The sequence below is a fragment of the Bradyrhizobium brasilense genome (assembly GCF_029714345.1).
GTDB lineage: Bacteria > Pseudomonadota > Alphaproteobacteria > Rhizobiales > Xanthobacteraceae > Bradyrhizobium > Bradyrhizobium australafricanum.
On record NZ_CP121669.1, the window covers coordinates 4,091,600 to 4,115,159 of the forward strand.

The following is a 23,560-nucleotide window of genomic DNA, read 5'->3' on the forward strand; positions in this document are numbered from 1 at the left end:
CCGTAAGAACGGGGCGAGGGAGCGCAGCGCCGTCGCGGTCGCTATTCAACCCAACCTCATCAATTGCTAACGCCCGATCGCCCGCTGCAGGGTCGGCATCAGCTTCGGGTCGCGGCATTGCGCGACGTTGAAGCGCATGAAGGCGGCGGCCGTCTGCGAGGCGCTGAACACGTTGCCGGGCGCCAGCACGACATTGTCCGCGAGCGCCAGCCGCGCCACGTCGGCGGAGTCGCACCCGTCGGGCAGATGGCACCACAGATAGAAGCCGCCGCGCGGCATCAGCCAGGGTGTGACGCCGATGCGCTGCAGTTTGTCGCCGACGTCGCGGCGGGCGCGGGCAAGGCGCCGGCGCAGCTCCTCGACATGCTTGCGATAGAAACCGCTCGACAGCACGCTGGCGATGATCTCGGTGGCGACCGCGCTGGGGCCGCCGAAACCGGTCGCGACCTGGAGATCGACGAGATCCTCGATCCAGTCCGCGCGCGCGGCGATGAAGCCGCAGCGCACCGATGCCGACAGCGTCTTGGAGAAGCTGCCGATCCGGATCACGCGGCTCAGGCCATCGAGCGCGGCGAGCCGCGCCGAAGGCTCCGGCTCGAAGTCCGCAAAGATGTCGTCCTCGACGATGGTGAGATCATGGGCTGTAGCGGCATTCAGCACGCGGTGCGCGGTCTGCGGCGACAGCGTCGCACCGGTCGGATTATGCAGCGCCGAGTTGGTGACATAGAGCCGCGGCCGCTCGGCGGCGAGCGTCGCCTCGAAGCTGGCGACATCGGGGCCCGATGCCGTGTAGGGCACGCTGACGATGCGCACCTGATGCGCGCGCAGCAGCGCCCGGAAATTGAAGTAGCAGGGATCGTCGACCAGCACAGTGTCGCCCGGCCGCAGCAGGAAGCGGCAGACGAGGTCGATCGCCTGCGTGCCGGACGCGGTCAGCAAAAGCTGCTCGGGCGGCACCTCGAGGCCCTCGTCGGCAAACCGTGCCATCAGGATCCGGCGCAGCGTGAGCGAGCCGCGCGTCGCGCCGTAGTCGGAGAGCACGGCGTCGTCGGCCCGCGCCAGGCCGCGCAGCGCGCGCCGCAGCGCCTCGGTCGGCATCCACTCGGCCGGCAGCCAGCCGCAGCCGGGCTTGAGCGCGCCGGTCTCGGCATCGAGCGATTGCCGCGACACCCAGAACGGATCCACCGCGCGGTCGCGCTGCGGCTGGTCCCTGGCGAGCGCGAGCGGCGGCAGCGCCGCAGACGAGACATAGAAGCCGGAGCCGGGCCGGGCTCGGATCAGGCCCTCGGCGACGAGGCGGTCATAGGCCTCGACGACGGTGGAGGGCGACACGCCCATGGTCGCGGCCAGGCCGCGGATCGAGGGCAGGCGGTCGTCGGCGACCAGCGCGCGGCTCGCCACCCTGGCGCGGATCGCGTTCATCACGTCGGCGGTCCGCGTCGCCTTTGGCGCATCGGATTGCTGTTGCAAGTGTATGCCTACCTTTGCCCATACAGTTTTGCGGTATTGTACTGATCTGTAGCTGCCTTGGCGAGCCTCCGCCGGCTATGGTCGGTGCGACGTCGGACTCGGCTTCACCTCGCCCCGCCTGCGGGGAGAGGTCGGAACGCATCGCCAGATGCGTTCCGGGTGAGGGGGAGTCTCCACGGGTTCGGCCGTTACCGAGTATGCGGGGCGGCCCCTCACCCCAACCCTCTAAGAGCGAGCTTCGCTCGTCTCGGCCCCGCAAGAGCGGGACGAGGAGGCGCAGTTACGTTTTGGGAAGCAAAGTACGATGGACAAGGCTTCGATCGACGGCTGGGGCAGCGGCCTGCTCGGCGTGATTATCTTCAGCGGCTCGCTGCCGGCGACGCGCGTGGCCGTGGCAGGGTTCTCGCCGCTGTTTTTGACCTCGGCGCGGGCGGCGATCGCGGCGCTGCTCGGCGCCGCGCTGCTTGCGGTGCTGCGGCAGCCCTGGCCGCAGCGCAAGGATCTGGTGTCGCTGACCATCGTCGCACTCGGCGTCGTGATCGGCTTTCCGCTGCTCACCGCGCTCGCGCTCCAGCACATCACCTCGGCGCATTCGATCGTGTTCATCGGGCTGCTGCCGCTGTCGACCGCCGTGTTCGGCGTGCTGCGCGGCGGCGAGCGGCCGCAGCCGCTGTTCTGGCTGTTCTCCTGCATCGGCAGCGCGACGGTCGGCGCGTTCGCCTTGTCGAGCGACGGATCGGCGTCGCTAACCGGCGACCTCCTGATGGTCGCCGCCATCATCGTCTGCGGCCTCGGCTATGCCGAAGGTGCGGCGCTGTCGCGGCGGCTCGGCGGCTGGCAGGTGATCTCCTGGGCACTGGTGCTGTCGGCGCCGGTGGCGCTTGTGATGACGATCATGACGCTGCCGCCGAGCTGGCAGGGCATCGGTGCGCCGGCCTGGCTTGGGCTCGCTTATGTCTCGATCTTCAGCATGCTGGTCGGTTTCGTGTTCTGGTATCGCGGCCTTGCGATCGGCGGCATCGCCAGCGTCGGCCAATTGCAACTGCTGCAACCGTTCTTCGGCCTCGCGCTGGCCGGCCTGTTGCTGCACGAGCAGGTGCCGTGGTCGATGATCGTAGCGACCATGCTCGTCGTCGTCTGCGTGGTGTTCGCGCGCCGCTTTGCTTGACGTCTGTCTCTCCTCACGGTGAGGAGCGCGGAACGCGCGTCTCGAACCATGAGGCCACAGGCGGGCCTGCATCCTTCGAGACGCCAGCAATCGACGCGCACGCTGTCAATTTGACCGGCCGTGCGTGACGTCAGGAAGCGGGCGCTAGGCGGGCTCTTGCGCTTTCCCGATCCGCCCGAGATGGGTGAAGCCAAAGCCTTTCGAATACTTCAGCCCGTAGCCGAGCGCGCGGTCGATCCCGATATGGGCGAGCCAGATCATCGCGATCGACAGCACCAGCGGCGCCGCGGCGGCAAAGCCCAGCGTCATCAGCGCGACCGGCGCCAGATAGCTGTGGGCGGCGTTGTAGACGATGGCGCCGACCCGCGGGCCGGCGAGATAGGCGGCGAAACTCAAATCCGGCACCAGGAACAGCAGGACATAGACCAGCCACGAGCCCTCCCATTGGGCATAGAGCACGGTCATGCCGAGGAACAGCACGAGGCCCTCCAGCCGGAGCAGGGTGCGCACCCCGCCGGTCGGTGCGCCGGTCTCGACCGTGGCCGTGCTCGTGTCGGTCATCGCTATCTCCCCAGATATCGGAAAATCCTACCGTTTTTGCGCCCGAACCCGTCCACAACCGCCTTTCCGGTTCCGAAATGGCCGTGCTAAGCCATTTCCGAACGAAGCGGACCTCGGCTCGCGCCGGGACGCGGACTGTAGCTAACACGGGCGGAAACAAATGAAAGATATCCTCGATACCCTCGAAGAGCGGCGCGCCGGCGCCAAGCTGGGCGGCGGCGAAAAGCGCATCGAGGCGCAGCACGCCCGCGGCAAGCTGACCGCCCGCGAGCGGATCGAGCTCCTGCTGGACAAGGGCTCGTTCGAGGAATTCGACATGTTCGTCGAGCACCGCTCGATCGAATTCGGCATGGAGAAGACCAGGATCCCCGGCGACGGTGTCGTCACCGGCTGGGGCACGGTCAACGGCCGCAAGACGTTTGTCTTTGCCAAGGACTTTACGGTGTTCGGCGGCTCGCTCTCCGAAACCCACGCGCTGAAGATCACGAAACTCCAGGACATGGCGATGAAGGCGAGGGCGCCGATCATCGGTCTCTATGACGCCGGCGGCGCGCGTATTCAGGAGGGCGTCGCTGCTCTGGCGGGCTATTCCTACGTGTTCCGCCGCAACGTCATCGCCTCGGGCGTGATCCCGCAGATCTCCGTCATCATGGGCCCCTGCGCCGGCGGCGACGTCTATTCGCCCGCGATGACCGACTTCATCTTCATGGTGAAGAACACCAGCTACATGTTCGTCACCGGCCCCGACGTGGTGAAGACCGTCACCAACGAGGTGGTGACCGCGGAAGAACTCGGCGGCGCCTCGGTGCACGCCACGCGCTCCTCGATCGCCGACGGCGCGTTCGAGAATGACGTCGACGCGCTGCTGCAGATGCGCCGCCTGATCGACTTCCTGCCCTCGAACAACAGCGACGGCGTGCCGGAATGGCCGAGCTTCGACGATATCGGTCGGGTCGACATGTCCCTGGATACGCTGATCCCCGACAATCCGAACAAGCCCTACGACATGAAGGAGCTGATCCTGAAGGTCGTCGACGAGGGCGACTTCTTCGAGATCTCGGAGACCTTTGCGAAAAACATCGTCACCGGCTTCGGCCGCATCGCCGGCCGCACCGTCGGCTTCGTCGCCAACCAGCCGATGGTGCTGGCGGGCGTGCTCGACAGCGATGCCTCACGCAAGGCCGCGCGCTTCGTGCGGTTCTGCGACGCCTTCAACATCCCGATCGTCACCTTCGTCGACGTGCCGGGCTTCCTGCCGGGCACCGCGCAGGAATATGGCGGCCTGATCAAGCACGGCGCCAAGTTGCTGTTCGCATACTCGCAGTGCACGGTGCCGCTCGTCACCATCATCACCCGCAAGGCCTATGGCGGTGCCTTCGACGTCATGGCGTCGAAGGAAATCGGCGCCGACATGAACTACGCCTGGCCGACCGCGCAGATCGCTGTCATGGGCGCCAAGGGCGCGGTGGAAATCATCTTCCGCTCTGACATCGGCGACCCCGACAAGATCGCCGCGCGAACGAAGGAATACGAAGACCGCTTCCTGTCCCCCTTCATCGCCGCCGAACGCGGTTACATCGACGACGTCATCATGCCGCATTCGACGCGGCGGCGGATCGCGCGAGCGCTGGCGATGCTGAAGGACAAGAAGGTCGAGATCCCCGCGAAGAAGCACGACAATCTGCCGTTGTGAGGAGAGCGTAGGGTGGGTTAGCGCAAGCGTGACCCGCCGCGTTCGCTCCGCACGATCCGTGGCGGGCCTGACCCGCCCGACAGGTCCGAACCCGATGACCGAAGACGAGCCGACCGATGAGATCTCCGAGATCGAGGCGCAGATCGAGGAGCTTGCCGAGAGCGCCGAGCGATCGCGGCGGATCATTCTCGGCTCGAAGGTCGCGATCGCAGGCGGGTTCGCGTTGCTGGCCGTCGCGCTGCTCGGGCTGTTGGGCGCCGGTCAGACTGCGGCACTCGGATCGATCGCACTGGTGCTCGGCGGTATCGTGTCGCTCGGCTCGAATGTCAGCACGTTGCGGCAGACCGAGGCTGCGATCAGCACTGCCGAGGCGCGCCGCGCGCGGCTGATCGGTAACATCGACCTGCGCCTGGTTCACGACGCGCCGCTGAAGCTGATGTGAGGCGCGGCGGGCGCGCAAAAGCGGCGCCACAAACTCAGTGTCGTCCTGGCGAAAGCCAGGACCCATTACCCCAAGTCTCAATTGTTGCGCGACGCTGGGGCCGCGATCCCGTTCATAACCGAAATGCGGTGGTTATGGGTCCCGGCTTTCGCCGGGACGACAGCGGAGGGAGTTACTTCGACGCCAGCGGCACGTAGTCGTATTCGCCGACGCCTTGCAGGATCAGGAACGTCAGCGACGTCGTGCCGGCATTGGTGACGAGGTGAGGGCGGGTCGGACGGACGGCGTAGACTTCGCCGACCTTCAGGTTCACTTCCTCCTTGGGCTCCTGCAGGAACAGCCGCATCTGGCCCTCCAGCACATAGAAGGTGTCGGAGATGTTGCTGTGGGTGTGCCACGGCACCTTCTGGGTCGGCGAGAGTTGCAGCTCCATGATGCGGAAGCCGGGGCGGGCGGCGTGCTGGGCGCGGCGCTCGACTTCGTAGAGATGGCTGGCGTCCTTGACCGGTTGTCCTGGCTTCATGGCGGCCTCCCTGTGGTGTTGTCCCGTCGGGCGGGAAGGCGATGATGCTAGTCCCGTTCTGCCGCGCGCGGAACGGCCGGAATGGTCATGGCGGGCGCGCACGGTGCGTAGGGCGGGGCAGCCGTAACGCGCCCGGCAAGACCTCACTTCATCCCCATGCAGTTCGCATAGAATGTGGTCGTCGCCGGCCAGTCGGAAAACATCGCGCGGACGCCGACCTGTTTTGCCAGCACGTCGAGCACGGTCAACGTGTCGCCGTCGCGGTCGATCGCCGCCTTCACCGACTTGTGGTAGAACGCACCGCCTCGGTTGAGCGGCCCGTCGCGCTCCAGCGACCAGCCGATCAGATCGAGGCCGGCGGCCTTCGCCGCCCTGGCGTAAGCCGACGGGACGATCTCGCCCTTGTCGTTCAGTGCCAGCATCGCGAAGATCGGCGGCCCCAGGATCGCGACGCCGGAGGCCTTCAATTCCTGCATCGACGGCTTCCAGGTCTCCGGCCGGTTCGGATCAAGGCCTGCTTTCTCGTAGCGGTCCTCGAGATAGAGCGCCTGGCCGGCAAAGTCGGGTTCGGTCTTCACCCAATAGAGGATGTCCTTGAGGCTGAAGCTCTGTGGGAACACGTCGCTCGGCGGAATGCCGGCGGCCTTGTAGGCGGCGAGCATCTGGGTCGCATATGTCTCCTGGGTGTAGTCGCCGTCGAACGGCATCGCCACTTCCGGCGCCTTCAACTCGGGCGTGAATTTTGCGCCGAGACTCCTGATCAAGGCGATGCTCTCGTCATGGCTCATCAGCGTGCCGGAATTGGCGTAGAGGTCGGTGCGCCAGCGCGGCGTGCCGTTCTGGTACTCCTCGGGCGTCCTCGCATCCGGATTGAAGCCGTCCATTTTTGCGGTGAGCCGCTTGAATTCGGCGAGCGTGATGTCGCTGGTGCAGCATTTCGCCGAGGCCTTCCTGCCGGCGGCCGGATCGGCCGGGCTGAAGGGCTGCGTGCATTTTGCGGCGAGATCCGGCACCGTCAGGATATTGGTCGTGGTGTGCAGGTCGCATTGGGAATGCCGGCACACCAGCTGGCGATCCCGCGTGAAGGTGACGTCGCATTCGATCACGCCGGCGCCCATCCGCGCGGCGGCGAGATAGGATTCCCGGCTATGCTCGGGGAATTGCAGCGCGGCGCCGCGGTGGCCGATCGAAAAGTCGGTCTTGTGGAACGGCCCGGTGCATTGGCTGAGCTGCTGCTTCAGGGGCCCGTCCTTCATCCTGTCGACCAGATAGAACGGGCGCGGCCCGAGCTGTGCGTCGCGCGGCAGCGCGATCTCCCCGGCGGCGACGGGCAGCGCGGCGCCGAGGGCGAGCAGGAACGAGAGCAGGGCGGTGCGGTGGCGGGCAAGCATGGGTGATCCCCCTGATCAGGCATTGGCAGCAGGCCGACATATCACGGAGCATATGCCGGCCGCCTGTGCGAAATGAAACCATGGAGGAACCAATGCCCGCAGCCTATTTCGTCGTCCGCGCCACTGTCACGGACGCCGCCCGGCGTGCCGCCTTCGACGCCTGGTATTCGCGCGAGCATCTGCCGGACGCGATGAAATCGTTCGGCGCCGAGCGCGCCTGGCGATGCTGGAGCCTGAGCGATCCCTTGCTGCACCAGGCGACCTATCAGTTCGCCGACGAGAAGGCGCTCGAGCGCGCGGTGAGCAGCGATCACATGAAGCGGCTGGTCGCCGACTTCAACCGTGACTGGCCGGAGGTGACGCGCACGCGCGATCTCCTGGTGCTGGCGGAGGAGGCGACGGCGGCATGATGGTTGCGTGACGTCACGACGTCGACAACCCTCGAGTTACGTGAACGCGCGGTTCAGCGAGCGTTCAGCTCGCGAGGCAAAAACTCGCCGCTGCAGTTGGTCCAACTCAGCAACGAAGGGAATGCTCATGGAACGCCGGGATTTTCTGAAGATGGCCTTCGGTGTCGCCGCCGGAGCCGTCACCTTCGCAGCGACGGCGCAGGCGGCGCCGCTCGCGCCGCTTCCCCTCAACCAGGATGCACGCGCACCAGCGGCTGGCGAAGCGCATCCCGCCGTCACCACGGCCGAGGAGGTCGGCCGCATGAAGCCCGAGCAAGTACGCTGGCATCATCGCCATTGGGGTTGGCGTCACCGGCACTGGCACCGCAGGCATTGGGGCTGGCGTCGCCACCATTGGCGCCGTCATCACTGGCGCCGCTGGTGATGTCGACTCCATGACGAAAAGAAAAACCCCGCGCCAGGCGGGGTTTTGTTAGTTCGGAATCTGCCGCGATCAGATCGGGCGGCAACGGCCGTAGCGCCAGACAAAGCCGTACGGGCAGGCGCGGACACGCGGCGCCACCACGACCGGCGGGCGCACGACAACGGCGCCCGGCGCGACGACGACGCCGCGATTCCTGACGCAGCCGCCATAGGGACCGCGATGCCAGCCGGGGCCGCAGCCACCGGCCGCATCAGCGGCGCTGATGCCGGCGAATGCGGTCGTCACCAGAACTGCTGCAGCAAAAAGATACTTCATGTCTTCTCCTTTTTTATTTTGGGCCGCGCTGCGGCACCGCAACAAGCTTTCGTCTACCGATTCGCCCGGCCGGATCATTGCAGAAGGCGTGCCCGATGTCGCCGACCATAATGTTGCGGCCTGAATGCGACATGAATGTTGCAGCTCGCAGCTGCGTCAGCACGCCGCAAGCCGGCTCAGCATCAATTCGAAATATTTCGCGGACGCGGGCAGCCGCGCGCTGATGGCGAGCGTACGAAAATACATCGGAAGGCGAGGCAAACGAGACCGGCGGTTCATCGACGCTTGCCCGAAGGCGCGCCGCTATTGGTCCGGGCCGAACAGCGCGGCGAATCGCTTCTCGCCGTTGCGCGAAAAATTGACCACGCGGCTGCCCGGCGTCGCGTCGCGCGCGGCCCATTTCAGTTCCGTGAAGCGGTCCATCATGGCAGCGCCCAGCGTGCCGGCGAGATGATGACGCCGCTCGCTCCAGTCGAGGCAGGCCTTGCACACCGGCCGGCGCGGATGCGTCAGCGCATCGGCGTCGATCTGCAGCTCCTCGGCCATGAAGCGCTTGCCTTCGCCGGTGAGCTCGATCGCCTGCTTGCTCTGGCGGACCAGCTTCTGCCGCTTCATGCTGTCGAGCATCTGCACGCCGAGATCGCCGGCGAGATGGTCGTAGCAGATGCGGGCGCGGCGCAGCGCCGGATCCTTCGGCCCGGTGCGCACCCGCATATGGCCGGCGCGAGCGGCAATGCCCTGCAGGCCTTCGAGCACGTCGGCGACGTCGGGGTCGGAGAGGCGGTAGTAGCGGTGGCGGCCCTGCTTCTCGGGCTCGATCAGCCCGCCGGCCTCGAGCTTGGAGAGATGCGAGCTCGCCGTCTGCGGCGTGATGCCGGCCTCCTGCGCCAGCTCGCTCGCGGTCAGCGCCCGGCCGGTCATCAGCGCGGTCAGCATGTTGCAGCGTGCGGGATCGCCGACCAGAGCGGCGATCCGGGAGATATCGGGTCCTGCTTTCATAGTTCGATGATAGACGAAGCATCGAGGTCGGACAAGCCGCTATTGTTCACCGTGCCGTCATTGCGGGGATTGCTTCGCTATCGCTCGCAATGACGGAAATATTACCGGAGGCCATCAATGACCGTCACCGTCTTCATCCGCTACCAGCTCGATCCGTTCAAGCGCGCGATGTTCGAGGAGTATTCGCGGAACTGGCTCTCGATCATCCCGCGCTGCGGCGGCGACCTCATCGGCTACTGGATGCCGCATGAGGGAACCAACAACATCGCCTTCGCGCTGATCTCGTTCGACAGCCTTGCCGCCTATGAGGCCTATCGCGCACGGCTGCGCCAGGACAAGGAGGGCGTCGCGAACTTCAACTTCGCGGAAGAAAACCGCTTCATCCTCGCCGAGGAACGGACATTTCTCCGCAAGGTCGAGGTATAGTAGGGCCACAACAGCAATGTGCGGGAGGCGCCCATGATCGCAGTGATCTTCGAAGTCTGGCCCAAGCCTGAGCAACGGGATCTCTATTTCGACCTCGCCGCCGAGCTGAAGCCGATCCTGCAGGAGATCGACGGCTTCATCTCGGTCGAGCGGTTCGAGAGCGTTACCGAGAAGGGCAAGTTCGTGTCGCTGTCATTCTTTCGCGACGAGGCTGCGGTGGAAGCCTGGCGCAACACGATCGAACATCGCCGTACCCAGGCCAAGGGCCGCGCGCGGATCTTCGAGAACTACCGGCTGCGGGTGGCAAGCGTGATCCGGGATTACGGCCTGAACGAACGCGATCAGGCGCCGAAGGACAGCCGCGCGGCACATGAGCCGCACTAGCGGGCGGATGCGTGGGTGCCTATCTCTGCGCGGCCAATGACTCCAGGGAGCGACCAATGCCACTGCCAACTGCTGACAAACGCGCCGCCTTCAGGAAGCTGCATGAGAGCGGCTGCTTCATCATTCCGAATCCGTTCGATGTCGGCAGCGCCCGCGCCTTGCAGCATCTCGGCTTCAAGGCGCTGGCGTCGACCAGCGCGGGCTTTGCATGGACCATCGCCAAGGCCGACAACCGCGTCACCGTCGATGACGTCTGCGACCACCTGACCGCGCTGTGTGCGGCGGTCGATATTCCCGTCAATGCGGATTTCGAGGGCGGCTTTGCGATCGAGCCCGACAAGGTTGCGATAAATGTCGCGCGCGGCGTCAAGACCGGCGTCGCCGGGCTTTCGATCGAGGATTCCACCGGAGACGCCGCCAACCCGCTGTTCGAGCACAAGCTTGCAGTCGAGCGCATCAAGGCGGCGCGCAAGGCCATCGATGCCGACAACAGCGGTGTGTTGCTCACCGGCCGCTGTGAGGCATTCCTGTGGGGCAAGAAGGACCTCAATCTGGTGATCGAACGGCTGCAGGCCTATTCGGAAGCAGGAGCGGACGTCCTTTATTCGCCGGGCATCGCGACCAAGGAGGAGATTTCCGCGGTTGTGAAGGCGGTGGCGCCAAAGCCGGTCAATCTGTTGATCGGCGGCGCGTCGGAGCTGACGCTGCAATCGGTCGCCGATCTCGGCGTGCGCCGGATCAGCGTCGGCGGAGCGCTTGCTCGGATGGCCTGGACCGGCGTGATGAAGGCGGCCAAGGAGATGGCCGAGAAGGGCACCTTCACGGAATTCGCCAACGGCTATCCTGGCGGCGAGCTCAACAAGATGTTCAAGTAGACTCACACGCAAAAAAGCAGCGGGCCGCCGGGGCCCGCTGCTTCGTCGCTCACGATAGCGAGCGGATTACTTGTTCTTGTCGCCGGTCGAGTCGGACGGCGTCGCCGAGCGGTCGATGTCCTGTCCGGTCGGCTTGTTGGCCGACGGAGAGGCCGGCTGTGCCGGTGCCGCGCCCGTGGTCGTGCCGGGCTGGCTGTTCGGCTTCGGCGTCACGTCGCGCATGCCCGGAGGCGGCGCGGCCGGATTGGCCGGCTGCTGCTGCGCGGTCTGCGCTGACGGCGTGGTACCCGCCTCATGCACCGAGGTATTGTTCAAGCCGTAGAACAACGCACCGAGCACCACGGCCACCGCGACTGCGAACATCGCGATCTTGGTGGTGCTGGCCGGTCCCTCCTGGAGTTCCGGGTCCGGCTGCAACTCGTTGTCCAGGCTGTTGAAGCGCGCCTGACGGCGCATTTCGTCCTCGGTCAGGTTGGCGCGATACGGATCGTCAGGTTGATGGGCCATTGCAAAGTTCCTCCGTTAGCACCTGAAAGCTAAACGCAGAGGACAATGGCTGGCGCGCGAGGATGTTCCGCGCCAATGTTGCAACCTGTTCATGCAGGAACCGCCGATTCCTCGGGTTCCAACCTGTTTCATGAGGCCTTTTCGATGTGGACCATGCCGCCTACCGATTCGGTGCTGCACTTGCTCTCGTTCATTGCGGTTGCGGCGCAGTCGATGACGGCGGCACTGGCGGCAGGCAGGCGCAGCATGGATTGGGCCGGCGTCTGCATGCTCGGCGCGATCACCGCGCTCGGCGGCGGCACCATCCGAGACGTGCTGCTCGGACATTATCCGCTGCTCTGGGTCGCGCACCCGATCTACCTTGCGGTCGCGGCGGCGGGCGCCTTCGCCACCATCCTGCTGGCGCGGCTCGTGCACCGGCTCAACCTCGCATTCCTGGTGCTCGATGCGATCGGACTTGTGGTGTTCACCATGGCCGGTTGCGACGTGGCCTCGCAAATCGACGTCGCGCTGCCGATCGTGATCGTCGCCGGCATGATCACCGGCTGCGCCGGCGGCGTGCTGCGCGACATCCTCTGCAACGAGGTGCCGCTGTTGTTTCGCAGCGAGCTCTACGCCAGCGTCTCCGTGGTGACGGGACTGTTCTATGTGACCGGCTCCGGGCTGCAGGTGAACGCCCAGCTCTGGACCGCGCTGACCTTCGCACTCGGGCTGACGTTCCGCATGCTCGCAATCCGCTACCGATGGGAGATGCCGAAATTCGTGTTCAGCGACGAGGAGCGCTGAACGGCTATTTCGCCGTCCGCGCCTTGGCGACCTCGTCCGCAGTGACGACCGGCGCCGCGTTGCCCCAGGCATTGCGGATGTAGGTCGCAACGTCCGCGACCTCCTGGTCGGTGAGCTTGGGATAGGCCGGCATCGAGCCGCCGTTCGGGGCGCGCGGGGTGGTCACGGTCTGTGCGCCGTCGAGGATGATGCGCAGCGTGCTCGCCGGATTGGCCGATTGCAGATTGGCGTTGCCGGGCAGCGGCGGATAGATCCGCGGCGCGCCGGAGCCGTCGAGCTCATGACAGGCGATGCAGGTGCCGCGATAGATGCGTTCGCCATTGCTCATCTGCGCCGGCGAGGGCGGGGTGACTTCCGGCTCCGGCGCGCCGGCAGGCAGGCTCTTCAGATAGACCGCGATCGCGCGCACGTCGGCGTCGCGCATCTTCGAGGTCGAATTGAGCACCACCTCGGACATCAGGGGGCCGGCATGGCTGTGCCCGTTGCGGCCGCTCTGCAGATATTCGGCGATGTCAGCCACGCTCCATGATTTCAACCCGCTGCGCGCGGCGCCATCGAGCCTTGGCGCGAACATGCCTTGCACCGTGCTGCCACTGAGCGCCTGGTCGCGCCTGTCGGCGCCGAAGGCGTTCTTGGGCGTGTGGCAGGCGCCGCAATGGGCGAGGGCCTCGACGAGATAGCGTCCGCGATTCCATTCCGAACCCTTGTTCTGGTCCGGCTGGATGATGCCCGGCGTGAAGAACAGCGCGTTCCAGGCCCGCATCAGCACGCGGTAGTTCAACGGCCAGCGCAGCTCCGGCGGCGGCGCCTTGTTGCTGACCGGCGCCAGCGTCGCGAGATAGGCTCGGACCGCCAGGATGTCGTCGCGGATCAGCTTCGTGAAGTACGGGTAGGGGAAGACGGGGTAATAATGCGCGCCGCTCGGCGCGACGCCGATCCGCAGCGCGCGGAGGAAATCGTCGTCGCTCCAGCCGCCGATGCCGGTATCGCGGTCGGGGGTGAGGTTCGGCGAGAACACCGCACCGAACGGCGTGTCGATCCGCTTGCCCCCGGCGAAGGGCTTTGCCGGATCAGCCGTGTGGCAGCTGGCGCAGTCGCCGGCGATCGTGAGCGCCTTGCCGCGGGCGATGATGTCGTCGGTCGGCGCGGCGGCACATTCTCGGGTCGCCAGCGCACCGCACAACAGCGCTGCGACCAGAATCGCGCCCGTCGTTCGAAATCGTCGCCGCATCCGATCACCTTCCGGTCCACAAGACGCGTTACGCCATTTCGCCGCGGGCCTGTCCTGCGACAGAAACCGAAACGGCCCTGCAATATTCCCGGCACGAAATTGCGATTTTTGAGCCACGGGCTTGGTCGCCCAGAATTGTGCTGCGCGGGCCGGAAAATCCGACATAGACTGGTTCTAACAAGCTCGGATGACTAGCTAAAAAGCAGTCGTCGCGACCAGCGAAAAGAGGGCTAAATGGGAATCAACCAAGGGCCTATCAGCCTCGACCAGAAATACACCCAGGACACCGGCCACGTTTTCATGACCGGCATCCAGGCGCTGGTCCGCCTGCCCATGGCGCAGATCAGGCGCGACCGCGCCGCGGGTCTCAACACGGCAGGCTTCATCTCCGGCTATCGCGGTTCCCCCCTCGGCGGCTACGACCAGCAGCTGTTCGCCGCCCGCAAGCATCTCGAGCAGTACAACATCAAATTCCAGCCCGGCGTGAACGAGGACCTCGCGGCCACCGCGATCTGGGGCTCGCAGCAGCTCGCCCTGTCGCCGGGCGCCAAATATGATGGCGCGGTCGGCATCTGGTACGGCAAGGGCCCCGGCGTCGACCGCTGCGGCGACGTGTTCCGCCACGGCAATGCGGCCGGCTCCGCCAAGCATGGCGGCGTGCTCTGCCTTGCCGGCGATGACCATGGCGCGAAATCCTCCACCGTCCCGCATCAGTCCGACCACGCCTTCATCTCCGCGCTGATGCCCTACCTCTACCCCTCCAGCATCCACGAAATGATCGAGATGGGCCTCCTGGGTATCGCGATGTCGCGCTACTCCGGCTGCTGGGTCGGCATGAAGGTGATCACCGAGACGGTCGAGACGACCGCCGAGATCGACCTCACCGACGAGATGACGCCGTTCATCATTCCGACCGATTTCGAATTGCCGCCGGGCGGCCTCAACATCCGCTGGCCCGACGACCGCTTCGAGCAGGACCGGCGGTTGCAGGACTACAAGGGCTTTGCCGCGATCGCCTTCGCCCGCGCCAACAAGGTCAACCGCGTCACGATGGATTCGCCGAACGCGCGCTACGGCATCATGGCCTCGGGCAAGAGCTACGAGGACATCCGCCAGGCGCTGCGCGAGCTCGGCATCACGCCCGAGATCGCCGCCAAGATCGGCATCCGCCTCTACAAGATCGGCATGCCCTGGCCGCTGGAGCCGGAAGGCGTGCGCAACTTCGCCGTCGGCCTCGAGGAGATCTTCATTGTCGAGGAGCGCCGCGAGATCGTCGAGAACCAGGTCAAGCAGGAGCTGTTCAACTGGCGCGACGACGTGCGTCCGCGCATCGTCGGCAAGATGGACGATCACGACAAGCGCTTCCTGACCTTCGCCGCCGAGCTCAGCGTGGCCTCGCTTGCGAGCTCGCTCACTGAACGGCTGCTTCGACTTAATCTCAATCCCGAAATCGCCGAGATGCTGCGTGCCAAGGCCGACTGGTTCAACGGTCGCCAGTCGACCCAGATGCAGGCGACGGCACCGGTCAGCCGCACGCCGTATTTCTGCTCGGGCTGCCCGCACAACACCTCGACCAAGGTGCCGGAAGGCAGCCGCGCGCTGGCCGGCATCGGCTGCCACTTCATGGCGCTCTGGATGAACCGCTCGACCGAGACCTTCACCCATATGGGTGGCGAGGGCGTGCCGTGGGTCGGCATCGCGCCGTTCACCAACGAGAACCACGTCTTCGCCAATCTCGGCGACGGCACCTATTTCCACTCCGGCATTCTCGCAATCCGCCAGTCGATCGCTTCCAAGGCCAACATCACCTACAAGATCCTGTACAACGACGCGGTCGCCATGACCGGCGGCCAGCGCCACGACGGCGATCTCTCGCCGCAGCAGATCACCTTCCAGCTCCATGCCGAAGGCATCCGCGAGATCTATCTGGTCTCGGAGAATCCGGACGCCTATCCGGCCGACACCATCGCGCCCGGCGTCAAGCTGTATCACCGCGACGAGCTCGAGAACGTCCAGAAGATGTGCCGCGACACCAAGGGCACGTCGGCGATCGTGTTCGTGCAGACCTGCGCCGCCGAAAAACGCCGTCGCCGCAAGCGCGGCCTGATGGAGGATCCGCAGCGTCGCGTGCTGATCAATCCTGCCGTCTGCGAAGGCTGCGGCGACTGCTCGGTGCAGTCGAACTGCATCTCGGTCGAGCCGCTGGAGACGGAGCTCGGGCGCAAACGCACCATCAACCAGTCGACCTGCAACAAGGACTATTCCTGCGTGAAGGGTTTTTGCCCGTCCTTCGTCACGGTCGACGGCGGCAAGCTCAGGCGGCGCGCGCCGCCCGAGCTCGGCAGCATCGATAATCTGCCGGAGCCGGCCTCCAAGCCCGCGCTCGACCGGCCCTACAACATCGCGGTCGGCGGCGTCGGCGGCACCGGCGTGCTGACGATCGGCGCGCTGCTCGGCATGGCCGCCCATATCGAGGGCAAGGCCTCGATGATCCTCGACATGTCGGGTCTCGCGCAAAAGGGCGGCGCGGTGCTGAGCCACGTCCGCCTCTCCGAGCACACCGCCGACGTGACCTGCTCGCGCATCGTGACCGGAACGGCCGATCTGGTGCTTGCGGCCGACGAGGTCGTGGCGGCGTCGAAGGACACCATCACGCTGTGCGATGCGAGCCGTACCGTCGGCATCATCAACAGCCACGTGATCCCGACCGCGGACTTCATCCTGAACCGCGACTTCAACTTCCAGAGCCGCAAGGTCAACAGCGTGCTGGAGACCGAGCTGCGCAAGGACTCCGCGTTCTTCGACTTCACCAAGCCGGCCGAGGCGCTGCTCGGTGACTCCATCGCCACCAACATCATGATGATGGGCTTTGCCTATCAGCGCGGGTTGCTGCCGCTGTCGGCGGAGGCGATTCTGCAGGCGATCGAAGTCAACGGCGTCTCGATCAAGATGAACACGCAGGCGTTCCAGCTCGGGCGTCTGGCCGCGGCCGATCCGGCGCGGCTGAGCGGGATGATGAAGGGCGATGACGAGATCGCGCCACCGAAATCGCTGGATGCGATGTCGCTGGACGAGATCATCACCCATCGCATGGCGTTCCTGACCGACTACCAGAATGCACGTCTGGCAAAGCGCTATCGCAAGCTGGTCGACCAGGTGCGCGACGCCGCCACCAAGGGCGGCTATGGCGAGGCGCTGCCGCGCGCGGTCGCGATCAACTACGCAAAGCTGCTCGCCTACAAGGACGAGTATGAGGTGGCGCGGCTGTTCACCGACGGCCGCTTCGAGAAGCAGCTGCGCGATCAGTTCGAGGGCGAGTTCAAGTTCAACTTCAATCTGGCGCCGCCGATCCTCGGCGGCGGCCTCGACGCGCAGGGCCGGCCGAAGAAGCGCGCTTTCGGTTCGTGGATGATGTCGGCCTTCAGGGTGCTGGCGAGATTCCGCTTCCTGCGCGGCACGCCGCTCGACATCTTCGGCTACAACGCCGACCGCAAGCTGGAGCGCGATCTGATCGCCGGCTACGAGAAGGATGTCGCGACGGTGCTGAACCTGCTGTCGCCGCTCAATCACGACATCGCGGTCGAACTGCTGGCGTTGCCTGACCGCATCCGCGGCTACGGCCCGGTGAAGGACAAGGCGATCAAGGAGGCGAAGGTTCGCTACGCGCAACTCGCCGCCGACCTCGCCAACCCGCCGCCCGCGCCGCGGCAGATGGCGGCGGAGTAGGGACGGAGCGTCGCTGCGTAGGGTAGGTTAGCCGAAGGCGTACCCACCCTCTCGCCTGTTCGCTGATGCATGGTGGGTAACGATTTGGGATGGATGCGAGTCAGAGAATCGTCACGCAGACGCCACTCACAGAACCTTGGGACAGCAGCGGGCCGGTGAACGCGGTCCGCATTGAGCCCATAGGCGATGCAGAGATTGTTCGGCTTTTGCGCGATGGTTCGACCATCGTAGTTGCCGACGTGGGTCTTCCGCTGCGGTGGTTAGCGGCGGACGATCGCTTTGCGTTCTGGAAGGACGAAGTGAAGCATCGTCTGGCGAAACCCAACGTGGATCACCTTCATCTCAGCGAATATCCAGCGAACTACTGCTATGCCGCATCGAAGTGGTCATGCACGTCGCGTGGCACGGTGATCGTTCTCGAAAAGCATCACTAGCTTGCCGGCACACGCAAGGGTGGGGTACGCCTTCAGCTAACCCACCCTTGCTCTTTTACCCGCAGTCTCGCCTGACGGAATATTTCCGCGCTTGCCAAGGTCGCGTCGTCGGTTCAGAAAAACGCTCGAGCGAAGAAACGCCAGCGGAGAGCGATTTGACCATCAAGGGCAAGGCCTACATTGCCGGGATCTACGAACATCCCACCCGGCACGCACCCGATAAATCAACAGCACAGCTGCACGCCGAGGTCGCCAAGGGCGCGATCGAGGACGCCGGGCTCACCAAGGACGACATCGACGGCTATTTCTGCGCCGGCGACGCGCCGGGCGGGCTGTGGCCGATGGTCGATTATCTCGGCCTCAACACCAGGAAGCTGCGTCATGTCGACTCCACCGAGACCGGTGGCTGTTCCTATCTGATCCATCTCGGCCACGCCGCCGAGGCGATCGCCGCGGGCAAATGCTCGGTCGCGCTGGTCACGCTGGCGGGCAAACCGCGCACCGGCCCGATGCCGCCGCGCGCCTCGGGCGCCGAGGCCGATTTCGAATCCGCCTACGGGGCTACCACGCACAATGCCTATGGCATGTGTGCCATGCGCCATATGCACGACTACGGCACCACCTCCGAACAGCTCGCCTGGATCAAGGTCGCGGCCTCGCATCACGCGCAATACAATCCGCATGCGATGCTGAAAGAGGTCGTCACCGTCGAGGACGTGCTGAACTCGCCGATGATCTCCGATCCGCTGCACCGGATGGATTGCTGCGTCGTCACCGACGGCGGCGGCGCGATGATCGTCACGACGCCCGAGATCGCCAAGAGCCTGAAGAAGCCGCTGGTGCGCCTGATCGGCCATGGCGAGGCGATGAAGGGCCCGCGTGGCGGCAAGGATCTCGACCTGACTTATTCCGCCGGCGTGTGGTCCGGTCCGCGCGCCTTCGAGGAAGCGGGCGTGACGCCGAAGGACATCAAATACGCCTCGATCTATGACAGCTTCACCATCACGGTGCTGATGCAGCTCGAGGATCTCGGCTTCTGCAAGAAGGGCGAGGGCGGCAAGTTCGTCGCCGACGGCAATCTGATCTCGGGCGTTGGCAAGCTGCCGTTCAACACCGATGGCGGCGGCCTGTGCAGCAACCATCCCGTCAATCGCGGCGGTATGACGAAAATCCTCGAGGCTGTGCGCCAGTTGCGCGGCGAGGCGCATCCGAAGGTGCAGGTGAAGAACTGCGACCTCGCGATCGCCCACGGCACCGGCGGTCTGCTCGGCGTTCGCCACGCCGCCTCAACCTGCATTCTGGAGCGTGCGTGATGTCTGAAGCGAAGAAGTACAATGCCCCGGTGACCAACTCGGAGACCGCGCCGTTCTGGGAGGCGGCGAAGGCGGGCAAGTTCATGATCAAGCGCTGCAACACCTGCGGCGAGGCGCATTACTTCCCGCGCGCGATCTGCCCGTTCTGCTTCTCGGACAAGACAGTGTGGGAAGAGTCGAGCGGCGAGGCCACGGTCTACACCTACAGCCTGATGCGCAAATCGCCGACCGGTCCCTATGCGATCGCTTATGTGACGCTGAAGGAAGGCCCTTCGCTGCAGACCAACATCGTCGATTGCGATCTTGAGAAGGTGAAGATCGGCCAGAAGGTCAAGGTGGTGTGGAAGCCGACCGACGGCGCCCCGCTGCCGTTCTTCACGCCGGCCTAACCTAGAAAGTACCTTCCCCCCTTGCGGGGGAAGGTGGCAGCCGAAGGCTGCCGGAAGAGGGGTTCTCTCCGCGAGAGATGCGTTTGAGGAGCCAACCCCTCTCCCAAACGAGTTTGCGTTTGATGCCGGTGCCGCCCTCTCCCGCAAGGGGAGAGGGCGCAATAACGGGCGGCGCTGAAGAGACAACAGTTCGGGGAGAAAACAACAATGCCGATCGTGTACGAACAGCTGATGGCCCTGAAGAATCTCGGCCAGAAATACAGCTACGCCGACCGCGACGTGATGCTCTATGCCTATGGCATCGGCCTGGGTGCCGATCCGATGGACGAGAAGGAACTCGCCTTCGTCAATGAGGGCGTGCTGACGCCGCGCCCGCTCAAGGTGGTGCCGACGTTTGCCTCGGTCGCGGCCTGGGGGGCCGGTCCCGGCGAGATGAACCTCAACCGCGTCATGGTGGTCGACGGCGAGCGCGACATCACCTTCCACAAGCCGTTCGCGACCGCGGCGCACATCACTGCCGATTCGACCGTGCTCGACGTGTTCGACAAGGGCAAGGACAAGGGTGCGGTGATCCGCCACCAGACCGTGCTGAAGGACGAGAAGGGCGACAAGCTCGCCACGCTGGTCGCCTCGCGCTTCGCCCGCGGCGATGGCGGCTTCGGCGGCCCGTCCGACGGCCAGCCCGAGCCGCACAAGGTGCCGGAGCGCGCGCCGGACAAGGTGGTCGACATCACGACGCGGCCCGACCAGGCGCTGGTCTATCGGTTGTGCGGCGACCGCAACCCGCTGCATTCCGATCCGGAGTTCGCCAAGAAGGCCGGCTTCCCGCGGCCGATCCTGCACGGCATGTGCACCTACGGCATCACCTGCCGCGGCGTGTTGCAGACCTATGCCGACTACGATCCGTCCGCCTTCAAGCAGCACGTGGCGCGGTTCTCTTCGCCGGTGTTCCCCGGTGAGACCGTGACCATGGAGCTATGGAAGGACGGCAATGTGGTGTCGTTCGAGGCCAAGGTGAAGTCGCGCGGCGTCACCGTGATCAAGAGCGGCAAGACGGTGCTGGCGTAGCTTTCCGTCATTCCGGGATGGTCCGAAGGACCAGACCGCAGGTGCGCAATTGCGCACCGGGGAATCTCGAGATTCCGGGTTCGCGCTGCGCGCGCCCCGGAATGACGGCAATCAAGAACAAAACGGAGAAAACAACCATGGGATTACTCGACGGCAAGGTGGCGCTGATCACGGGCGCCGGCGGCGGGCTTGGTGAAGCCTATGCGAAGCTGTTTGCGCGCGAGGGCGCGGCCGTGGTGGTCAACGATCTCGGCGGCCCGCGCGACGGCTCGGGCTCCGACAAGTCGATGGCCGACAAGGTGGTCGACGCGATCAAGGCCGAGGGCGGCCGCGCCGTCGCCAACGGCGCCGATATCTCGACGCTTGCCGGCGGCCAGTCGGTGTTCGACGACGCCATCAAGCATTTCGGCCGCGCCGACATTCTGGTCAACAATGCCGGCATCCTGCTCGACGAGACCTTCCACAAGGCCAAGGAAGCGAACTGGGACAAGGTGATGAAGGTGCATCTGAAGGGCACCTTCTGCTGCACCCAGCCGGTGTTCAAATGGATGCGTGACAATGGCGGCGGCGTCATCGTCAACACGTCCTCGACCTCGGGCCTGATCGGCAATTTCGGCCAGACCAACTACGGCGCCGCCAAGGGCGGCATCTGGGGCCTGTCCAACGTGCTGGCGATCGAGGGCCGCAAGTACAACATCCGGATCTGGACCCTGGCGCCGGGCGCGCTGACCCGCATGACCGCGGACCTGCCGCGTTACAAGGAGAACCCGGGTGCGGCGCTCGGCCCGGACGGCATCGCGCCGGCCGTGCTCTATATGGTCAGCGACCTGTCGGGCGACCAAACCGGCAAGGTCCTCGGCGTCTCGGGCCCGCGCGGCGTCCGCGAAATGCGGATGATGGAAATGGAGGGCTGGACGCCGCCATTCACGGGATGGAAGGCGGAGGACATCGTCACCCACGCCAAGGAGATCTTCTTCTCTGAGGAAGAGATCAAGAAGTCGGCGCGGCGGTTCAAGTAAGGATTGGCACCCGCGACTGCGGGGACGGCTTCCCGATGCGCAATGGCGCATCGGGAAATGACGCTGTATAGAGGGCGGAAACAGACGAGGCACCCATGACCAAACTCACCGCCCAGGCCGCCGGAACCTTCGCGATCGCGCCGACCCCGTTCCACGACGACGGCCGCATCGACGAGGCATCGATCGACCGGCTGACCGATTTCTACACCGATGTCGGCTGCGACGGCGTCACCGTGCTCGGCATCCTGGGCGAGGCGCCGAAGCTCGACGCCGCCGAGGCGGAGCAGGTCGCGCTGCGCTTCGTCAAGCGCGCCAAGAAGCTGCAGGTCATCGTCGGCGTCTCGGCGCCCGGCTTTGCCACGATGCGCTCGCTGGCGAAGAAGTCGATGGATGCGGGCGCCGCCGGCGTCATGATCGCGCCGCCGCCGCATCTGCGTACCGACGACCAGATCATCGGCTATTTCAAGCAGGCGCAGGAGGCGATCGGCGACGATATTCCCTGGGTGCTGCAGGACTATCCGCTGACGCTGACCGTCGTGTTCACGCCGGCCGTGATCCGCAAGATCGTGATGGATTCGCCGTCCTGCGTGATGCTCAAGCACGAGGACTGGCCGGGCCTGGAGAAGATCTCGACCTTGCGCAACTTCCAGAAGGACGGCTCGCTGCGGCCGTTGTCGATCCTGGTCGGCAATGGCGGCCTGTTCCTCGATTTCGAGATGGAGCGCGGCGCCGATGGTGCGATGACCGGCTATGCCTTCCCCGAGCTCCTGATCGACGTCGTCAATCTGTCCAAGGCCGGCAAGCGCGATGCCGCGCATGATCTGTTCGACGCGCATCTGCCGCTGATCCGCTACGAGCAGCAGCCCGGCGTCGGCCTCACGGTGCGCAAATACGTGCTGCAGAAGCGCGGCATCATCTCCTCCAGCGCGCAGCGCAAGCCGGGTGCGGTCATCACGCCGCAGGCGAGGGCCGAGGTCGACTATCTCTTGTCCCGTGTGGCGCGCGTCGATCGCCGCGCGAATCTGCAACCGCAATCCAGTGCAGCAGGTTAATCATGACCGAGATCGTTGCCCCGCGCCTTGCGTCGACCGTGCTGCTGCTGCGTGACGGCAGCTCATCGGGCGAAATCGAAGTCTTCATGATGGTCCGCCATCACCAGATCGAGTTCAACTCGGGTGCGCTGGTGTTTCCGGGCGGCAGCGTCGACAAGAACGACAAGGAGATCGCCGCCGATCCCGCGCTCTATTCCGGCGGCGAAGGGCTCGACGGCGACGCGCTCGGCTTCCGGATCGCGGCGATCCGCGAGACCTTCGAGGAGAGCGGCATCCTGCTGGCGCGGCCGGTAGGCTCGAAAGACCTGGTCGATGCGAAGCGCGCGAACGAGATCGCGACCGCGCATCGCACGGCGCTGAACGAAGGCAAGATCAGCTTCCTCAAGGTGCTGACCGACAACGGCATGGTGCTCGCGCTCGATGAACTCGTGCCGTATGCGCACTGGATCACACCGGAGGGCATGCCGAAGCGCTTCGACACCTGGTTCTTCCTGGCCGCCGCGCCGCCCGAGCAGCTCGGCGCCCATGACGGCAAGGAATCGACCGACTCGATCTGGGTGTCGACGCGCGAGGCGCTGGAGGGCGGCGAGACCGGCCGCTTCAAGCTGCCGTTCCCGACCACGCGCAACCTGATCCGGCTCGGCAAGCAGCCGAACGTCGGCGCCGCGCTCGCCGACAGCAAGGGCAAGCCGATCGTCGCCGTGATGCCCGTGATGACCAAGACCGCCACCGGCCGCCAGCTCCGCATCCCCAAGGAAGCGGGTTATGACGGTGAGGTGTTCGACGTCGGGGCGCTGGGGTAGGTCCGTCGTCCTGAGAGACGGCGAGTGCGTGACTCACAGGCGGCGCTATGTCGTCCCGGCGAAGGCCGGGACCCATAACCACCGAACTGCATTGCTGCGCGACGCCGAGGCTACAGCTTTTTCCAACAACACAACCCTGTGGTAATGGGTC

The 23,560-nt window shown here is 65.4% G+C and carries 26 protein-coding genes; 18 read left to right on the plus strand and 8 right to left on the minus strand.

Annotated features, from left to right (window positions below):
• Positions 1–66 precede the first annotated feature (66 nt).
• Positions 67–1,422 carry an aminotransferase-like domain-containing protein gene (locus QA635_RS19065; protein ID WP_283071708.1) on the minus strand — a complete coding sequence of 452 codons (1,356 nt, stop codon included), beginning with the start codon at positions 1,420–1,422 and terminating at the stop codon, positions 67–69.
• Between the two features lie 352 nt (positions 1,423–1,774).
• Here QA635_RS19065 and QA635_RS19070 point away from each other — a divergent pair, with 352 nt between their 5' ends.
• A complete protein-coding gene (locus QA635_RS19070) occupies positions 1,775–2,638 on the plus strand; it encodes a DMT family transporter (RefSeq protein WP_283070976.1) in 864 nt (287 codons plus the stop codon).
• 144 nt (positions 2,639–2,782) lie between these two features.
• Here the strand turns inward: QA635_RS19070 and QA635_RS19075 are convergent, their stop codons facing one another.
• Complete coding sequence (locus QA635_RS19075) at positions 2,783–3,199, minus strand: DUF4260 domain-containing protein (protein WP_028335494.1); 417 nt, start codon at positions 3,197–3,199, stop codon at positions 2,783–2,785.
• A 160-nt stretch (positions 3,200–3,359) separates the two neighbouring features.
• On the opposite strand from QA635_RS19075, the gene QA635_RS19080 reads away from it, so the two are divergent.
• Both QA635_RS19080 and QA635_RS19085 read left to right on the plus strand, forming a co-directional pair.
• Complete coding sequence (locus QA635_RS19080; RefSeq protein ID WP_283070978.1) at positions 3,360–4,892, plus strand: acyl-CoA carboxylase subunit beta; 1,533 nt, start codon at positions 3,360–3,362, stop codon at positions 4,890–4,892.
• 94 nt (positions 4,893–4,986) lie between these two features.
• Positions 4,987–5,334 carry a hypothetical protein gene (locus QA635_RS19085; RefSeq protein ID WP_028338231.1) on the plus strand — a complete coding sequence of 116 codons (348 nt, stop codon included), beginning with the start codon at positions 4,987–4,989 and terminating at the stop codon, positions 5,332–5,334.
• A gap of 172 nt (positions 5,335–5,506) precedes the next feature.
• On the opposite strand, the gene QA635_RS19090 is transcribed toward QA635_RS19085, so the two are convergent.
• Together QA635_RS19090 and QA635_RS19095 are read right to left on the minus strand one after the other, a co-directional pair.
• Positions 5,507–5,857, minus strand: a complete 351-nt coding sequence (locus QA635_RS19090) for a cupin domain-containing protein (RefSeq protein WP_018272103.1) — start codon at positions 5,855–5,857, stop codon at positions 5,507–5,509.
• A 143-nt stretch (positions 5,858–6,000) separates the two neighbouring features.
• Positions 6,001–7,248 carry a glycerophosphodiester phosphodiesterase family protein gene (locus tag QA635_RS19095; RefSeq protein ID WP_283070982.1) on the minus strand — a complete coding sequence of 416 codons (1,248 nt, stop codon included), beginning with the start codon at positions 7,246–7,248 and terminating at the stop codon, positions 6,001–6,003.
• 92 nt (positions 7,249–7,340) lie between these two features.
• On the opposite strand from QA635_RS19095, the gene QA635_RS19100 reads away from it, so the two are divergent.
• Positions 7,341–7,658 carry a hypothetical protein gene (locus QA635_RS19100; RefSeq protein ID WP_283070983.1) on the plus strand — a complete coding sequence of 106 codons (318 nt, stop codon included), beginning with the start codon at positions 7,341–7,343 and terminating at the stop codon, positions 7,656–7,658.
• 127 nt (positions 7,659–7,785) lie between these two features.
• Positions 7,786–8,082 (plus strand): twin-arginine translocation signal domain-containing protein, encoded by a 297-nt coding sequence (locus QA635_RS19105; protein WP_057015962.1) that lies wholly within the window; start codon positions 7,786–7,788, stop codon positions 8,080–8,082.
• A 69-nt stretch (positions 8,083–8,151) separates the two neighbouring features.
• Here QA635_RS19105 and QA635_RS19110 read toward each other — a convergent pair whose 3' ends face one another.
• Positions 8,152–8,397, minus strand: coding sequence for a GCG_CRPN prefix-to-repeats domain-containing protein (locus tag QA635_RS19110; RefSeq protein ID WP_283070984.1), 246 nt, complete (start codon positions 8,395–8,397; stop codon positions 8,152–8,154).
• On the opposite strand from QA635_RS19110, the gene QA635_RS19115 reads away from it, so the two are divergent.
• On the plus strand, positions 8,396–8,521 hold the full coding sequence (locus QA635_RS19115) for a hypothetical protein (protein ID WP_256520351.1): 126 nt from the start codon (positions 8,396–8,398) through the stop codon (positions 8,519–8,521). The two genes, QA635_RS19110 and QA635_RS19115, sit on opposite strands and share 2 nt — an antisense overlap.
• A 179-nt stretch (positions 8,522–8,700) precedes the next feature.
• On the opposite strand, the gene QA635_RS19120 is transcribed toward QA635_RS19115, so the two are convergent.
• Positions 8,701–9,396: an ArsR/SmtB family transcription factor gene (locus tag QA635_RS19120; RefSeq protein ID WP_229158973.1), complete on the minus strand. Its 696-nt coding sequence runs from the start codon at positions 9,394–9,396 to the stop codon at positions 8,701–8,703.
• A gap of 117 nt (positions 9,397–9,513) precedes the next feature.
• Here QA635_RS19120 and QA635_RS19125 point away from each other — a divergent pair, with 117 nt between their 5' ends.
• Genes QA635_RS19125 through QA635_RS19135 form a run of 3 tightly spaced genes read left to right on the plus strand, consistent with a single transcriptional unit; the run spans position 9,514 to position 11,081 of the window.
• On the plus strand, positions 9,514–9,822 hold the full coding sequence (locus tag QA635_RS19125) for an NIPSNAP family protein (protein ID WP_050384507.1): 309 nt from the start codon (positions 9,514–9,516) through the stop codon (positions 9,820–9,822).
• 33 nt (positions 9,823–9,855) lie between these two features.
• Positions 9,856–10,206, plus strand: coding sequence for an antibiotic biosynthesis monooxygenase family protein (locus QA635_RS19130; RefSeq protein WP_283070989.1), 351 nt, complete (start codon positions 9,856–9,858; stop codon positions 10,204–10,206).
• Between the two features lie 56 nt (positions 10,207–10,262).
• A complete protein-coding gene (locus QA635_RS19135) occupies positions 10,263–11,081 on the plus strand; it encodes an isocitrate lyase/PEP mutase family protein (protein WP_283070990.1) in 819 nt (272 codons plus the stop codon).
• A 66-nt stretch (positions 11,082–11,147) separates the two neighbouring features.
• Here QA635_RS19135 and QA635_RS19140 read toward each other — a convergent pair whose 3' ends face one another.
• On the minus strand, positions 11,148–11,588 hold the full coding sequence (locus QA635_RS19140; RefSeq protein WP_283070991.1) for a hypothetical protein: 441 nt from the start codon (positions 11,586–11,588) through the stop codon (positions 11,148–11,150).
• A gap of 144 nt (positions 11,589–11,732) precedes the next feature.
• On the opposite strand from QA635_RS19140, the gene QA635_RS19145 reads away from it, so the two are divergent.
• Positions 11,733–12,374: a trimeric intracellular cation channel family protein gene (locus QA635_RS19145; protein ID WP_225161762.1), complete on the plus strand. Its 642-nt coding sequence runs from the start codon at positions 11,733–11,735 to the stop codon at positions 12,372–12,374.
• Between the two features lie 4 nt (positions 12,375–12,378).
• Here QA635_RS19145 and QA635_RS19150 read toward each other — a convergent pair whose 3' ends face one another.
• Complete coding sequence (locus QA635_RS19150) at positions 12,379–13,605, minus strand: cytochrome c (RefSeq protein ID WP_283070993.1); 1,227 nt, start codon at positions 13,603–13,605, stop codon at positions 12,379–12,381.
• Between the two features lie 234 nt (positions 13,606–13,839).
• On the opposite strand from QA635_RS19150, the gene QA635_RS19155 reads away from it, so the two are divergent.
• From QA635_RS19155 to QA635_RS19190, 8 genes are all read left to right on the plus strand, one after another.
• Complete coding sequence (locus QA635_RS19155; protein ID WP_283070995.1) at positions 13,840–17,331, plus strand: indolepyruvate ferredoxin oxidoreductase family protein; 3,492 nt, start codon at positions 13,840–13,842, stop codon at positions 17,329–17,331.
• An 89-nt stretch (positions 17,332–17,420) separates the two neighbouring features.
• Positions 17,421–17,765, plus strand: a complete 345-nt coding sequence (locus tag QA635_RS19160) for a hypothetical protein (RefSeq protein ID WP_283070997.1) — start codon at positions 17,421–17,423, stop codon at positions 17,763–17,765.
• A gap of 155 nt (positions 17,766–17,920) precedes the next feature.
• On the plus strand, positions 17,921–19,078 hold the full coding sequence (locus QA635_RS19165; RefSeq protein WP_018272091.1) for a thiolase domain-containing protein: 1,158 nt from the start codon (positions 17,921–17,923) through the stop codon (positions 19,076–19,078).
• Positions 19,078–19,467, plus strand: a complete 390-nt coding sequence (locus QA635_RS19170) for a Zn-ribbon domain-containing OB-fold protein (protein ID WP_283071000.1) — start codon at positions 19,078–19,080, stop codon at positions 19,465–19,467. Before QA635_RS19165 ends, QA635_RS19170 begins: the two co-directional genes overlap by 1 nt.
• Before the next feature lie 207 nt (positions 19,468–19,674).
• Positions 19,675–20,535 carry a MaoC family dehydratase gene (locus tag QA635_RS19175; protein WP_283071001.1) on the plus strand — a complete coding sequence of 287 codons (861 nt, stop codon included), beginning with the start codon at positions 19,675–19,677 and terminating at the stop codon, positions 20,533–20,535.
• 137 nt (positions 20,536–20,672) lie between these two features.
• Positions 20,673–21,554, plus strand: a complete 882-nt coding sequence (locus QA635_RS19180) for an SDR family oxidoreductase (protein WP_076831307.1) — start codon at positions 20,673–20,675, stop codon at positions 21,552–21,554.
• Positions 21,555–21,649: 95 nt separating this feature from the next.
• The gene (locus tag QA635_RS19185; RefSeq protein WP_018272087.1) at positions 21,650–22,606 is read left to right on the plus strand and encodes a dihydrodipicolinate synthase family protein; all 957 of its coding nucleotides are present in this window, start codon (positions 21,650–21,652) and stop codon (positions 22,604–22,606) included.
• Positions 22,607–22,608: 2 nt separating this feature from the next.
• The gene (locus QA635_RS19190; protein ID WP_283071009.1) at positions 22,609–23,409 is read left to right on the plus strand and encodes an NUDIX hydrolase; all 801 of its coding nucleotides are present in this window, start codon (positions 22,609–22,611) and stop codon (positions 23,407–23,409) included.
• Positions 23,410–23,560 lie beyond the last annotated feature (151 nt).